Annotated in this window: 15 protein-coding genes and 1 riboswitch; of the genes, 9 read left to right on the top strand and 6 right to left on the bottom strand. The window is 54.5% G+C overall.

Annotated features, from left to right (window positions below; all coding sequences use genetic code 11):
• The first annotated feature begins 333 nt into the window (after positions 1 to 333).
• Positions 334 to 999: a Kae1-associated kinase Bud32 gene (locus MVD07_RS00320; RefSeq protein WP_297497071.1), complete on the top strand. Its 666-nt coding sequence runs from the start codon at positions 334 to 336 to the stop codon at positions 997 to 999.
• Position 1,000: 1 nt separating this feature from the next.
• Here MVD07_RS00320 and MVD07_RS00315 read toward each other — a convergent pair whose 3' ends face one another.
• Together MVD07_RS00315 and pyk are read right to left on the bottom strand one after the other, a co-directional pair.
• A complete protein-coding gene (locus MVD07_RS00315) occupies positions 1,001 to 2,722 on the bottom strand; it encodes an endonuclease MutS2 (protein ID WP_297497068.1) in 1,722 nt (573 codons plus the stop codon).
• A 28-nt stretch (positions 2,723 to 2,750) separates the two neighbouring features.
• Positions 2,751 to 4,187, bottom strand: a complete 1,437-nt coding sequence (gene pyk / locus MVD07_RS00310; protein WP_297497065.1) for a pyruvate kinase — start codon at positions 4,185 to 4,187, stop codon at positions 2,751 to 2,753.
• A gap of 93 nt (positions 4,188 to 4,280) precedes the next feature.
• Here pyk and MVD07_RS00305 point away from each other — a divergent pair, with 93 nt between their 5' ends.
• Complete coding sequence (locus tag MVD07_RS00305) at positions 4,281 to 4,745, top strand: peroxiredoxin (protein WP_297497063.1); 465 nt, start codon at positions 4,281 to 4,283, stop codon at positions 4,743 to 4,745.
• Here the strand turns inward: MVD07_RS00305 and MVD07_RS00300 are convergent.
• Entirely contained in the window at positions 4,707 to 5,420 is a 714-nt protein-coding gene (locus MVD07_RS00300) for a peptidase M54 (RefSeq protein WP_366078417.1), read from the bottom strand. The genes MVD07_RS00305 and MVD07_RS00300 overlap by 39 nt on opposite strands.
• Before the next feature lie 77 nt (positions 5,421 to 5,497).
• Positions 5,498 to 5,567: riboswitch (Fluoride riboswitch) on the top strand.
• Between the two features lie 22 nt (positions 5,568 to 5,589).
• Here MVD07_RS00300 and MVD07_RS00295 point away from each other — a divergent pair.
• The 7 genes from MVD07_RS00295 to coaBC are packed head-to-tail and all read left to right on the top strand — an operon-like array spanning position 5,590 to position 9,908.
• The gene (locus MVD07_RS00295) at positions 5,590 to 6,456 is read left to right on the top strand and encodes a hypothetical protein (protein ID WP_297497060.1); all 867 of its coding nucleotides are present in this window, start codon (positions 5,590 to 5,592) and stop codon (positions 6,454 to 6,456) included.
• A gap of 3 nt (positions 6,457 to 6,459) precedes the next feature.
• On the top strand, positions 6,460 to 7,134 hold the full coding sequence (locus MVD07_RS00290) for a DUF6062 family protein (RefSeq protein WP_297497057.1): 675 nt from the start codon (positions 6,460 to 6,462) through the stop codon (positions 7,132 to 7,134).
• Positions 7,113 to 7,418 (top strand): hypothetical protein, encoded by a 306-nt coding sequence (locus MVD07_RS00285; RefSeq protein WP_297497054.1) that lies wholly within the window; start codon positions 7,113 to 7,115, stop codon positions 7,416 to 7,418. The genes MVD07_RS00290 and MVD07_RS00285 overlap by 22 nt, the downstream gene beginning before the upstream one ends.
• Positions 7,415 to 7,879, top strand: a complete 465-nt coding sequence (locus tag MVD07_RS00280) for a hypothetical protein (protein ID WP_297497051.1) — start codon at positions 7,415 to 7,417, stop codon at positions 7,877 to 7,879. Before MVD07_RS00285 ends, MVD07_RS00280 begins: the two co-directional genes overlap by 4 nt.
• A 3-nt stretch (positions 7,880 to 7,882) precedes the next feature.
• Entirely contained in the window at positions 7,883 to 8,254 is a 372-nt protein-coding gene (gene crcB / locus MVD07_RS00275; RefSeq protein ID WP_297497048.1) for a fluoride efflux transporter CrcB, read from the top strand.
• A gap of 4 nt (positions 8,255 to 8,258) precedes the next feature.
• Positions 8,259 to 8,639 carry a DUF190 domain-containing protein gene (locus tag MVD07_RS00270; protein WP_297497045.1) on the top strand — a complete coding sequence of 127 codons (381 nt, stop codon included), beginning with the start codon at positions 8,259 to 8,261 and terminating at the stop codon, positions 8,637 to 8,639.
• A gap of 39 nt (positions 8,640 to 8,678) precedes the next feature.
• Positions 8,679 to 9,908: a bifunctional phosphopantothenoylcysteine decarboxylase/phosphopantothenate--cysteine ligase CoaBC gene (gene coaBC, locus MVD07_RS00265; RefSeq protein WP_297497077.1), complete on the top strand. Its 1,230-nt coding sequence runs from the start codon at positions 8,679 to 8,681 to the stop codon at positions 9,906 to 9,908.
• On the opposite strand, the gene MVD07_RS00260 is transcribed toward coaBC, so the two are convergent.
• The 3 genes from MVD07_RS00260 to MVD07_RS00250 are packed head-to-tail and all read right to left on the bottom strand — an operon-like array spanning position 9,883 to position 12,233.
• Positions 9,883 to 10,575 (bottom strand): hypothetical protein, encoded by a 693-nt coding sequence (locus tag MVD07_RS00260; RefSeq protein WP_297497042.1) that lies wholly within the window; start codon positions 10,573 to 10,575, stop codon positions 9,883 to 9,885. The two genes, coaBC and MVD07_RS00260, sit on opposite strands and share 26 nt — an antisense overlap.
• A 1-nt stretch (position 10,576) precedes the next feature.
• The gene (locus MVD07_RS00255; protein ID WP_297497039.1) at positions 10,577 to 10,858 is read right to left on the bottom strand and encodes a NitrOD5 domain-containing protein; all 282 of its coding nucleotides are present in this window, start codon (positions 10,856 to 10,858) and stop codon (positions 10,577 to 10,579) included.
• Positions 10,859 to 10,868: 10 nt separating this feature from the next.
• On the bottom strand, positions 10,869 to 12,233 hold the full coding sequence (locus tag MVD07_RS00250) for an ATPase domain-containing protein (RefSeq protein ID WP_297497074.1): 1,365 nt from the start codon (positions 12,231 to 12,233) through the stop codon (positions 10,869 to 10,871).
• Positions 12,234 to 12,570 lie beyond the last annotated feature (337 nt).

Raw genomic sequence — 12,570 nt, 5'->3', positions numbered from 1 at the left:
ACGAGCATCTTGTCCATTCCCTTCGGGCCAAGGGTCGTCCTTACAGTCTCGGCTATAATCCTTGCAGCCAGAATGTTGAGCCTCTGAGCATCCTTTCCAACATACCTCTGCGTCCCCTCCGGGAGGACTATAACGGGCTGTCCGCTCATACTCATTTGGCATTCCTCCAAGTGTTTTACCTTTTTGCAGGATTCCTTCGTCAGTACTCTATATAAGTTTTTGCTTCATATTGTTTAAGTTTTTGCAGGATATCTGAATAAATAACAGAAAAACATGAAAAATATGGTGGAAAGGGCTAAAACCCCAACCGAGACCTAAACCAGAGGGAGAAGGATGAGGCTCATAGCCCAGGGCGCGGAGGCCAAGATATTCGAGGCGGAGTTTGGAGAAGTTTTCGGCGCTGACCTGCTGAGGGAGAAGGTGATAGTCAAGCACAGGGTTCAAAAGAGGTACAGGATTCCCGAAATAGACATCAGGCTGAGGAAGGAAAGAACGGTCAGAGAAGCGAGAATCCTTCACCGGGCGAAAGAGTTCGGCGTGAACTGCCCCCATGTCTATGAGGTCAACATGAAGGATATGACGATAGTGATGGAGTTCATCGAGGGGGACCGTCTTAAGGAGCTCCTTGAAAGACTGCCGATGAAAGAAAGACTGAAACTCTGCAGAGAGGTCGGGAGGCAGATTGGAAGGCTTCATAAAGCTGGCATAGTGCACGGCGACCTGACGACGAGCAACATGATACTGAAGGGCGGAAAGGTATACATCATTGACCTTGGACTGGCGGATTTCGACTCAACGCTTGAAGCCAGGGGTGTTGACCTACACCTCCTCAAGCGTGCGATGGAGAGCACTCACTACGCCTGGTTTGAAAGGGGCTTTGAGGCAGTCCTTGAGGGCTACGCGGAAATCTTAGGGAAGGATGAGAGAGAGGCTGTCGAAAAGAAGATAGAGGAGATAGAGAGCAGGGGGCGCTACCGGGAGAGGAGCTGGGTAGGCTGAGCTATTCCCTGAAAGCTGATAAGACCCTCTCGTAGAGTTCCCTCTCCCTCCCCCTGGCCTTTCTTGCCAGTCTCTCAACTATCAACTCAGGGGTGCTTCTGCCGAGCTTTCCGAAGACGGGCTGGCGGTCGACGATTAGGTTCAGATTCTCGTCAAGACCCTTCGCCTCTATACCATCAACCCTCGCAAAGGGCAGCTCCTCCCTCAGCTCCTCCCCGAGGTGGGACACTATGACGACATGGAAGCCCCTCTCATGGGCGACCTTCAGGAGCTCACCGATTATCTTAACGGCCGCGCCGGGTTCCGTTATGGCCTCGAACTCGTCTATCAGAATGAGCTTCCTCCCCAAGCCCCTGAGGGCCCTCACGAAGGAGCGCAGGGCAGTCTCAAAGGCCCCCGCTCCGTAGGTGCTCCTCTTCCTCCTGAAGAAGAAGAGCTCATCCAGGGGTTCGACCCACGCCCTCTCAGCTGGAACAGGGAGCCCCATGTGAGTTAATATCACCACCTGGGAAATCAGCTCTAGGAGGCTCGTCTTCCCACCGCTGTTGGCCCCAGTGAGTACTACGACTTCCGCGTCTCCGGGATTCCCCGGCCCGGTGAAGCCATCAGGGAGCCCCCCGACGGCGTAGCTCACAGGCTGGGGGTTCTCTATGAAGATATGTCTTGCCCTGATGAAGGCAACTCCCCCAGACCCCAGCTCCGGGAAGGAAAAGTCCCGCGTGAAGTCCTTAACAGCTAGAAGGAAGTCGAGTTCGTTTGCCCTCCTGAGCTCTTCCCTTAGGGCCGGTATGAGGGGAACGACTTTCTCGGCTATCTCCCTAGCCTTTAGATAGCGCTCAAGGGCGAGCTCCCCCTCAAGGTAGGCCCTCAGCTCTTCAATTCTTTCCGGAGGAACGTGAAGTGGGTAGAGCTCGTCCCTCGGAAAAAGCTCTACTGTAAGGCCGAGCTTTTCGGAGAGCTCGCGCTCAGCCTCGTCTATTAGTCCGAGTATCTCCCCCTCAACGCCGGAAAACCGCCTGAATATGGCCTCATAGTTGCCACCCTTGAGCTCGGCCAGGAACTCAAAGAGCTCCTTTCCGGTGAGGGTGAGGCTGAACTTCTCAAGCCTCTCGCTAATCTTCTCGTTCAGCTCTCTCTCTTTCTCCGCAACCAGCTCGTCAAGCGATTCAAAGGACTGCTCCCTGCCGGCGGTCTCCCCAAAGTCTTCCAGCGAGGCCAGTATCTTCCTCGCAACGCTCCCCCTACCTGTGGTGTAGCCTATCTCCGCGAGCGCCTCCAGCGTGTCCCTAGAATCCCAGAGGGGGAGAACGTAGAGCTCGGGGGCTATGTGGAGGGGCTTAAGTTCGACATCTATCCCGTATCCAACGGTGCTGAGAACGAGCGGATAAGAGCGTGCCTCCTCAACATCAGTTGTGACATCACAGAGACCGAGCTTCTTGGCTTCCCCTACTTCCGACTCGTCGACGAGGAGAACCCGGTCGTGAAGGTAGTCCTTGGGGAACCTTATCGGTTTGACCCTCTCAAGGGGTTTTCTGAGGGAGGGGCTCAATCGGGGGAGGTTCTCCCTGAAGTAGGCCTGCCTTGAGAGTATCTCTTCGGGATCCGATGTTGGTGCAACCCTCCCAAGGTGCTCCTCGCTCCCTTTGAGCACGAGGCGCTTCTTTATCTCCCCCAGGATGGCTCTGTAGAGCGTGCGGGCCTCGGTGTTCATCCTGAGCCTCATCTCGCCACTCCCTCTGGCTCTTATTAGGCTAGACCTGGAATATCCTTATCGTGTTCGTCCCGACGGTCTTCCCAATGGGTGTCCCCTTGGTCAGCAACACGGTGTCTCCTTCGCCCACCAGCCCGAGGCCGGTTATGATGCGGATTATCTCGTCCTCGGTGTGCTCCTCAACCGTGAAGGGATAGACGCCGTAGGAGAACATCAGGGTATTGCCCACCCATTCATCGGTAACGAACGCCAGAACCCACTGCCTCGGTTTGAAGCGTGAGATGAGCCTCGCCGTCTGGCCGGTTCTCGTTGGCGTGAGGATGTACTTTATGTCTATCGAGTTCAGGGCCTCTATGATGCTCCTCGCTATGGCGTCCTTTATGGTGCCCCTCTTTAGGGAGGTGCCCTTCCACTCCTCCATCTTCCACCCAACCACCCTCGCCGCCCAGTGGGAGTCGCGGTAGGCCTCGGTCGTCTTCGCTATTCTCGCCATCATCTTAACCGCGTCAACTGGGTATTTGCCGACGGCAGTCTCCTCTGAGAGCATCAGCGCATCGGTCCCGTCGAGGATTGCGTTGGCGACATCGGTAACCTCGGCCCTCGTGGGGAGCTTCTCCTCAGTCATACTTTCAAGCATCTGTGTGGCGGTTATGACGGGCTTTCCAACCTGATTGGCCCTCTTTATGAGCTTTTTCTGAACTAGCGGGAGCTTCTCTATTGGTATCTCAACTCCAAGGTCCCCCCTAGCAACCATAATCCCATCGGAGGCCGTCAGTATCTCCTCAAAGTTCCTCACCGCATCGGGCCTCTCAATCTTGGCTATCAGGAATAGTCTGCCACCTTTCTCTTCGACGAAGCGCCTGACCTTCAGGACGTCGTAGGCGGAGCCAACAAAGCTTATTCCCACCGCGTCAATGCCCTGCTCAAGGGCGAACTCAACGAATTCCAGGTCTTTTTCAGTCACTGCCTCTATCGCGAGCCTCGCCTTGGGGACGTTTATCCCCTTGTGGGAGAAGAGCGTTCCTCCGACGACGACCTTGCACACCACGTCGGTGCCCTTAACCTCCTCCACACGGAGGGCTATGAAGCCGTCGCTGAGGTATATTACGTCACCCTTTGAGACGAGCCTTGGGAAGTCCTTGAACTCCACAGGGATTACGGCCTCACTGCCCTTCACGTCCCTCGTTGTGAGCGTCACCGTCTGCCAGCGTCTCAGTGTTATGGAGCCACCCTCTATCTTGCCGACCCTTATCTTAACCCCCGGGAGGTCGCCGAGGATGGCAACGGGAATGCCGAGTCTCTCGGAGGCCTCTCGTACAAGCTTTACAGCCCGTTCGTGCTGTTTAAGGTCTCCATGGGAGAAGTTGAGCCTCGCAATACTCATGCCCGCCTTTATCATCGCCTCAATCGTTTGCCTGCTCAGCGAAGCCGGTCCAAGTGTGGCAACTATCTTGGTCTTGTGTCCCGGTAAGCGCATGTTACCACCTTGAAAGAACATAGACACAACCCTAATAACCTTTGCCAAAAGGTTTATGAATTAGGGAATCCTAAATAAGTTTGGTGATTCCACATGAACCTGCTGGAGGTTGTCGTTTTCGACGAGGATGGAAGGGAGGTAAAGCTTGAAGAAGTCATCAAGGACAGGTGGACGGTTCTCTACGTCTACCCAAAGGACAACACTCCCGGGTGCACGACAGAGGCGAAGGAGTTCACTGGGCTTTTGCCTGAGTTTGAAGAGCTCGGCTTCCAGGTGGTGGGGGTTTCTAGAGACTCAGTGAAGAGCCACCTCCGCTTCAAGGAGAAGCACGGGCTTAAGGTTAAGCTCCTCAGCGACCCGGAGGTGAAGCTGATAAAGGCCCTTGGAGCCTGGGGCAAGAAGAGGAGGTACGGGAAGGAGTACGAGGGGGTAATCAGGAGCACCTTCATCTTCAGCCCGGAAGGGGAAATCGTCTGGAGCAAGACCAACGTCCGGGCAAAGGGACATGCGGAAAAGGTCTTAGAGGTCGCCAGAAGCCTTATCCAGGGCTCTCCTTAACTTTCTCCAGCAGGAATCGCAGTAGGTGACGGGCCGGGTGTCCCACTCCCAAATGTTCCTCGGCGGATTCATGACGCAGGGATTTGAGCAGTGACCCAGCCCGAAGGCGTGCCCGACCTCGTGGAGGACGCCCTTCAGCAGTCTCGACCTCAGAATCCTCATTTCCCTTCCCACCACCATTTTTGCGAGCTTCTTTGTCATCCTGTCCTCGTGGGGGCTTTCAAGGACGCGGAGGGCCACTCTTAAGACATCGGACTCGAATGGCCTCATCGAGAGAACCATTATCTTTCTGTCGAGCCTCTCTGCCTGATAGCCGAGGAAGCTCTCGTAGAAGTCGAAGTAGCGGTTTCTCGATGCAAGGGGGAAGCTCGTTATGCCGAAGATTTTGTCCATCTTGAGGCCGTCGTTCTTCTCCACCTCGACCTTGAGGCGGTAGTCGAGGAAGTCCACGAGAACCTCCAGCGGGTAGAGGTTTATGCTCCCCCCAGGGGTTCTAATCGTTATGAGGTAGCCCGGCTCAAGGGTGAGGGAACCCAGGTAGAGGAACCTCACCGGCAGATTCCAGTCCCTGAAGAGCCTGTTAGTGCTGTCAAAGACATCGAAAATGACCTGCTCAAGGCCCCCCGTGAGGAAGTTGGTGACATAGGTGAAGCCGATAAACTCCAAGACCAACACCTGAACGCTTATTCCCCAGGGACTTATAAAGGCTTCTTAAACGGATGAACCATGAAGTTTTTAAGTGGATGTGTGAAGTTGTGATGGGCGATGGCGTCCGCCCGGGTTGGGTCCGAACTGCCTTGGGCTGATGACGCCTGTTCTCCGTCAAAGGTGAGGGGGCGGTAGAATGGGCTCGAAGCTGAACCTGCTCAGACAATATGTTGACGTTGATTCTGCACTCAGGTATATCGAGAAGAGAAGGCACGAAGACGGCGGCTACTGCTTCGTCAGCGCTTTAGACGACACAAACGTAAACGACACCTACTACGCCGTCAAGGTCTACGAACTGCTCGGTCTGGAGGTTCCTGAGAAGGAAAAGACCATCGAGTTTCTAGAGAATGCAATCCAGCCCCAGACGGCAGTTGTTGCAATAGCCATGGCTCTCGAAGGTCTCGCGATACTCGGAGCCAAGGACATCGCTAAGGAGCACGTTGACATAGTTTACACCAAGTACAACCCGGTGGAGGGCAAGTTTGCGGTCGGTCTCGGCGGGAGCGAGGAGTTCGGGACGGCGACACCGCTTGAAGCAACATACTGGGTCACTAAGGCCTTTAAAGCCATCGGGCATGACTTTTCCGGGGAGGAAAAGGATGCAATAAGGGCCTTTGTCATGAAGTTTAGAAAGGGAAACGGCTATGGTGTCAAGCACGCAACGACGACGATGACCTATCAGGCCCTGTACACCCTCCACACCCTCGGCTACAAACCTCCAAAGAGCCCGCACTTCAGGAACTGCGAGCTCTGCGGTGAGTGGGGTGGTTTTACCGAGGTTCCCTACAGTCTGCCACCGTACATTGAGCCGACCTTTTACGCCACTAGGGGGCTTGAACTTCAGGGAGAAACGCCAACCTGTCCGAGGAGGCATGTCTGGTTCATACGCCAGCTCCAGAACTCTAACGGGGGCTTCAGGAGGAGTTTGGAGCTGGGTATCTCCAACTTCCAGAACACATACAGGGCCCTGGCCGTTGTGGACTCGATGAGGAGGTTTGTGTGAGCCATGGACATCGTTGGAATAAAGCTCTCCGAGACCCTCCAGGGCAGGGGCTGTCCGGTCTGCAGGGCGATGGAAAAGTTTGAGGAGGACGAGATAGCTACGATACTCTATGAGCACGTCACCGACCCGGGCGTTAGAACGAAGTTCCGGGAGAGCATGGGACTCTGCACGAGACACGCGTGGAAGACCCTTGAGGTCGCCCTTGGAAATCCCCTCCTCGGGCCCCTCGGCGTTTCAATCATTTACGAGGACGTGCTGGGAGTTTATCTCAGAGGAGAGAGGGAAAAAGCAGAGTGCTTCCTCTGCGAACTGGTGAGGGAGAAGGAAAGAACGCTCGTGGAGGCCTTGGCGGATAGGCTTGATGAACTGCTCCCCGAGTACAGCTCGTCGCCGGCAATACTCTGCAGGAGACACTATGACATGCTCGTGGAGAAGCTTAAGGACAGACCCGACCTCATCAAAAAACTGGAGGAAGTCCAGACTAAGAAGCTCAGGGAACTGGACGCTCGCTTGAAGGCCTTCATAGACACCTACGACTACCGCTCAACCAGAAAGCCAACGGAAGAGGAGACAAGATCCCTTGAGGAGGCAGTTGAGTTCCTCAGGAGCAGGCCCGTTGTGATTAGTGCAGAGAGGAAAAACCGGAGGGGCAGGGGATGGCACTTAGGATTGAAGTAAGCCCCGAAGAGCTTGAAGAGATACGGAAGCGGAAGGGCGAGATAGAGACCAGGTTCAGAGACATCGAAGGCCTTGAGAGAACCCTGAAGGCCCTCAGGTTGCGGCTCCTCCGGGAGAGGAAGGAGAAGCTGGAGAGAAAGCTCCGCGAGATGGAGGACCACTACAGGGAGCTGGTTGAGTTCGAGGAGAGGGCCAAGAGAGACAGGGAGTTTATGCTGAACCTAAGGAGAGAACTCAGCCTGGAGAACAGGGAGCTCAGGAAAAGGCTTGGTGGTGGGAGATGAAGATAACCGTCTGGGCCAGGGGAAAGTGGAGGAAGGTTACCTTCAACGTGCCCGACGAGCTCTGGGAGAGGATAGAGGAGGTTTCGAGGAAGTGGGGCTTCAGGCCGGAGGAGGCCGTGAGGATAATCCTCCTCGATGGCTATCTGAGCGAGGAAGTTGACGAAAAGGAAATCGGGGGGCTTGAAAGGGAAATTGAAAACCTTGAGGAAAGACTCTATGAGCTTGAGGGCAAGTGGTCACCCCTGAAGTTCAGGAGCTACTACTCGGCCCTCGACAACCAGAACCTTGCCATAACCCTGTCGGGTCTCATAGCCGAGAACAGAAGGCTCAGGAAGATGCTGAACCTTCCGGAGAGGGACTTTTCCAGAGCCGAGGAGCTCATACACTACTACATGTCATCGGCCTTCGGAGACAAAGGGTTAAAAGGCCAGGCCGACAGGGAGGAGGCGGAAGGGGGATGATGAATGAACGCGAGACTGGTGGGATTCCTTGCTCTGGGGGGAGCGTTTGGAGCCGTCACAAGGTTCTACATAGCCGGCATTCTGCCTGTTTACCGCGACTTTCCGGTCGGGACGCTTATGGTGAACAGTATAGCAAGCCTGATGCTAGGCTACCTCTACGGCCTCGTTTTCTGGGGATTTGAGGTCCCTCCGGAGTGGAGGGTTGGCATTGGAGTTGGCTTCTGCGGTGCTCTGAGCACGTTCTCAACCTTCTCCTACGAGACCTTCTCGCTCCTCCGCGAGAGGGAGTACCTCCTGGCGACCCTCAACGTGCTGGCAAACGTTATAATAACGATAGGCCTAATCTTTGCAGGCTTTCTACTGGCTCGGAGGTGATCCAATGGTTGAGGTCGAGCACTGGAACACGCTCAGGCTTAGGGTTTACATCGGCGAGAACGACCGCTTTGAGGGGAAGCCCCTCTACAAGGCAATAGTGAAGAAGCTCCGCGAGATGGGAATAGCGGGAGCCACCGTTTACCGCGGTATCTACGGCTTTGGAAAGAAGAGCAAAATTCACTCCAGCGATGTTATGAGGCTCTCAACCGACCTCCCAATTGTCATCGAAGTCGTTGACAGGGGCTACAAGATCGAAAAAGCCGTATGTGAGATAAAGCCGATGATAAAGGACGGCATGATAACCGTCGAGCCCACCCTTGTGCTCTGGATGGGTACAGCGGAGGAAGTTAAGAAGTTCGAGGATGACGCCGTCAGGGAGCTGTAGCTTTATTAACTCCTCCGCTTATTCTTCACGGTGGTTCAGATGCTCCATCACGTCAGGCTTATCTACGCAACCAAGAGCAGAAAGCTCGTTGGGAAGAAGATAGTCCTCGCGATACCTGGGAGCATAGCGGCGGTCGAGGCAGTAAAGCTTGCGAGGGAGCTTATAAGGCACGGCGCCGAGGTTCACGCGGTAATGAGCGGGAACGCCAGGAAGATAATACATCCCTACGCCATGGAGTTCGCGACGGGCAACCCGGTCGTCACCGAGATTACGGGCCTCATCGAGCACGTTGAGCTCGCCGGGAAGCACGAGGAGGGGGCTGACCTGATTCTCGTTTACCCTGCGACGGCAAACACGATAGGAAAGATAGCCAACGGCATAGACGACACCCCCGTTACGACGGTTGTAACGACAGCCTTTTCCCACATACCGGTTATGATAGCCCCGGCGATGCACTCGACTATGTACGAACACCCGATAGTTCTTGAGAACATCGAGAAGCTGAAAAGACTAGGCGTTGAGTTCATAGAGCCGAGACTTGAGGAGGGCAAGGCAAAGGTGGCGCCGATTGAGGAGGTCGTTTACCGCGTCATTAAAAAGCTCCACCCGAAAACACTGGTCGGAAAGAGGGTTCTGGTTACAGCTGGAGCAACGAGGGAGTACATTGACCCGATACGCTACATAACCAACGCGAGCACCGGGAAAATGGGAGTTGCCATGGCAGAGGAGGCCGACTTCCGCGGTGCGGAGGTGATGCTCATAAGGACGAAGGGCAGCGTCCCGAGCTTCGTGGAGAACCAGGTTGAGGTGGAGACCGTTGAGGACATGCTTGAGGCCGTTGAAAGAGAACTGAAGGTCAAAAAATACGACGTCGTTGTACTGACCGCGGCAGTCAGCGACTTCAGGGTAAAGAACAGAGCCAAGGTTAAGGTAAAGAGCGGGAGGCCACTAACCCTCGAACTTGAGCCGACGCCGAAGATAATAGACCTCGTCAAAAAGCTCCAGCCAGAGACGTTCCTTGTGGGCTTCAAGGCCGAAACGGGCCTGAGCGAGGGGGAACTCATAAGTTCAGCGGAAGAGCAGATGAAACGTGCAGGGAGCGATTTAGTCGTTGCAAACACCCTGAAGGCCTTCGGCAGCGACGAGAATGAGGTAGTTCTCGTAGGGTGGGAAGGTGTCAAGAAACTGCCCAGGATGAGCAAGCGCGGGCTGGCGGAGAGGCTCTGGGATGAGATAGAGGCCCTTATCTCTCGGCGAGTTCGAAGGTGATGCCCTCCTTCGTGATGGTATAGTACCAAGAGCGGAGGTTGTACTCGATAAAGGGGCTCCTTATCACGGTCAGTTTTCTCCTTATCGCCTTTTTCTTGACCTCGACGGCGAACCTGAAGATGTTGAGGGCAAAGGAGTCTATTATCTCCGATACCGTTTCAGGGAAGGCCCTGACGTTGAAGGCCATGAGGACATTTGACCTCTCTCTGGCCAGCATTCTGGATATCATCGGAATCATCTGGATGAGCTCATCGCGGTAGCGTATGCCGTAGAGGTCGAGTCCGAGAACCAGGAAGAGCTTTTTCTTTCCGTTGTCGGGGTTGAGGGAGAGGAGCTTGCTCTGTATCCTGCCCATGATTATCTCCGGATCCTTGACCTTGATGACCATAGTCGGGTTCATGACCTCCTCAAGGAAGGGGTTGACTGAGATAAGGTATGAGGGTCTGAAGACCTCCCTCCCGTCAGGATAGACGGAGCTCACGTAGCTGACAAAAAAATGGTAGGCGTCGTGGAAGGATATGACAAAAACCTCGTCGTAGAGGCCTTTGAGCCTCTTTAAGAGATGGTACAGTATGAGCTCGATTTCGCTCCCTATCTGGTAGTTGAGGAAGGTGGGCGACATCCTAAGGGAGGCATCCATCATGAGGCTGATGGGATCTTTGGCCATACTATTCACCGTAGATCCTTCTTACCCTCTCAACGGCCTCCTCAAGGGTTGAGGGCCCGTCCAACCAGCCGAACTGGGCCTTCAGCCTCTGCAGTATTATCAGCTCAAGCAGTCTCGCACTGTACTCCCCGAACAACTTCTCGACCGCTCCCTTAAATGCTTTGGGGTCTTCGTATGCAATCTCAAGACCCCTGTGTAGGGTGACCCTGAGGTGTGCCTCAAGGACATCCTTCAGCCCGGGGGCTACATCGTTTAAGGAACCGGAAATAACCCGGACAAGCACCTCGGAACCCTTAGCCATATATCTCAATCCCCCTCTCGGTTATCTCATACTTGTGAATCTTCCTTGAGTGGTCGGAGCCCCTAGCCTTTATCACGGTTATCCTCCTCTCTACATTGTCTTCCTTCACGGTGTACTTCAGACCTATTATGACGTCCATCATCGTGCTCGCCCCTGTGAATGGGGTGACTTCAAAGCTGGTGTTCTCGGTCAGGGTGTAGTAGACGGTTATGCCCCTCCCCTTGGTGAAGATGGACAAATACCTCAGCATCTTTTCGAGCTCTTCCGGATCGAGATGCTGTCTTAAAGCCGTGAGGCCATCTATCGCCAGAACCTCAGGTTTTATCTCTTCGATGATGTTGCGTATCTTGAAGAAGGTGTAAACCGGGGTTTCGGCCTCTGGAACCCAGCTCAGAACCTTAAGATGGTCGTTCGAAAGGGCGTCATCTATCTCCAGCCCGTAGTTCCGTGCCGTTCTGATTACTTGGTTCACTGGCTCTTCGAATGATATGTAAACGGCCTTCTTCCCCTGGAGGGCGTTCGAGACGACGAAGTGGAGTGCGAAGCTCGTCTTACCTGTCCCCGTCATGCCGACGAAGAGGACGTTGGAGCCCCTGTAAACACCGCCGTCGAGCATCTTATTAAGCTGTGGAATCCCCGTCGTTATCTTCTCTCCGGTCGAGGGGCCATGCCCGTGCTCCATCTGGGGCACTTCGATGAACTCAATTCCCCTCTCGGTTATGGCATACTCATGTTGGGCCTTCTTTATGACCCTCCTCCTCATTTTCGGTATCTCAAGAACCCTCTTCACGGATTCTCTCGCGTGTTCGTACCTCAGTATGAGCACGCCATCCGCCACGAATTCCTCAAGCCCGTGTCCTATCTTCTCTTCTCCCTTCGGCTTCTCCGCTATGAGGAGTGCCGTTGCCCTTGTGCTCTTCACGAACCGCCCGAGGAGGGTGTGGAGGAAGACTCTGGTTTTCTGCGGTCCGAGGTTCTGGGAGAAAACGCTTATGGGGTCTATAACAACCCTCTTTGGTCCAAAGGAGGAGAGCTCACCAACTATAACGTCTATCTCCTTCTCAAGAGCCTCGCCCGTAAGGGTAACGAGGTCGATAAACCTGAAGAGGCCTCCCTCCTCAAGCTCCCCGAAATCCATCCCGAAGGCCCTCATCTCCTCCAGGAACTCCTCCTTCGTCTCTGCAAAGGATACGTACATTCCCTTTTCCCCGAACTTCTTTGCCCCGTTGTATAGGTAGGTCGCCCCAAAGAGGGTCTTTCCAGCCCCCGGCTCTCCAGCAACGAGGACCAGCGAGCCTTCTGGAAAGCCTCCCTTGAGGATGTGTTCGTCAAAATAGGGTATCCCAGAAAGCCCCATGCCCCTCACCGGCCTTAATAGGCCTCTAAAGTATAAAAAGGTTTGTTTTTATGTCCTCTATGAGGGAAACCGGACACCAATACGAACCGAATGAGTTTTAATCACAGGCATCACGAATCAACTGTTTCGCTTATCTTTTTCTTTTGAAAGCTTACCCTTTAGGAGGGAGTCAGCCACTCTGAGGGGATTTTCCCTCAAACCTACGACCGGAAGGGTTATGAGGGGGGCAGTGAATACATACTACGATGGGTATGAGAATCATTGGCTTCCTCGGGCCGGGGGGCAGTGGGAAAACGACGGTGTCTGCTAACGTCGCAACATGTCTGGCCATAGGAGG

Origin of the sequence: Thermococcus sp. (assembly GCF_027008145.1) — an archaeon.
GTDB lineage: Archaea > Methanobacteriota_B > Thermococci > Thermococcales > Thermococcaceae > Thermococcus.
This window is presented reverse-complemented; position numbering and strand designations above follow the sequence as displayed.

Excerpts from the sequence above, each read along its gene's own strand:
- MVD07_RS00320 (WP_297497071.1), top strand. The coding sequence starts at position 334 with ATGAGGCTCATAGCCCAGGGCGCGGAGGCCAAGATATTCGAGGCGGAG.
- MVD07_RS00315 (WP_297497068.1), bottom strand. The coding sequence starts at position 2,722 with ATGAGGCTCAGGATGAACACCGAGGCCCGCACGCTCTACAGAGCCATC.
- pyk (WP_297497065.1), bottom strand. The coding sequence starts at position 4,187 with ATGCGCTTACCGGGACACAAGACCAAGATAGTTGCCACACTTGGACCG.
- MVD07_RS00305 (WP_297497063.1), top strand. The coding sequence starts at position 4,281 with ATGAACCTGCTGGAGGTTGTCGTTTTCGACGAGGATGGAAGGGAGGTA.
- MVD07_RS00295 (WP_297497060.1), top strand. The coding sequence starts at position 5,590 with ATGGGCTCGAAGCTGAACCTGCTCAGACAATATGTTGACGTTGATTCT.
- MVD07_RS00290 (WP_297497057.1), top strand. The coding sequence starts at position 6,460 with ATGGACATCGTTGGAATAAAGCTCTCCGAGACCCTCCAGGGCAGGGGC.
- MVD07_RS00285 (WP_297497054.1), top strand. The coding sequence starts at position 7,113 with ATGGCACTTAGGATTGAAGTAAGCCCCGAAGAGCTTGAAGAGATACGG.
- MVD07_RS00280 (WP_297497051.1), top strand. The coding sequence starts at position 7,415 with ATGAAGATAACCGTCTGGGCCAGGGGAAAGTGGAGGAAGGTTACCTTC.
- crcB (WP_297497048.1), top strand. The coding sequence starts at position 7,883 with ATGAACGCGAGACTGGTGGGATTCCTTGCTCTGGGGGGAGCGTTTGGA.
- MVD07_RS00270 (WP_297497045.1), top strand. The coding sequence starts at position 8,259 with ATGGTTGAGGTCGAGCACTGGAACACGCTCAGGCTTAGGGTTTACATC.
- coaBC (WP_297497077.1), top strand. The coding sequence starts at position 8,679 with ATGCTCCATCACGTCAGGCTTATCTACGCAACCAAGAGCAGAAAGCTC.
- MVD07_RS00260 (WP_297497042.1), bottom strand. The coding sequence starts at position 10,575 with ATGGCCAAAGATCCCATCAGCCTCATGATGGATGCCTCCCTTAGGATG.
- MVD07_RS00250 (WP_297497074.1), bottom strand. The coding sequence starts at position 12,233 with ATGGGGCTTTCTGGGATACCCTATTTTGACGAACACATCCTCAAGGGA.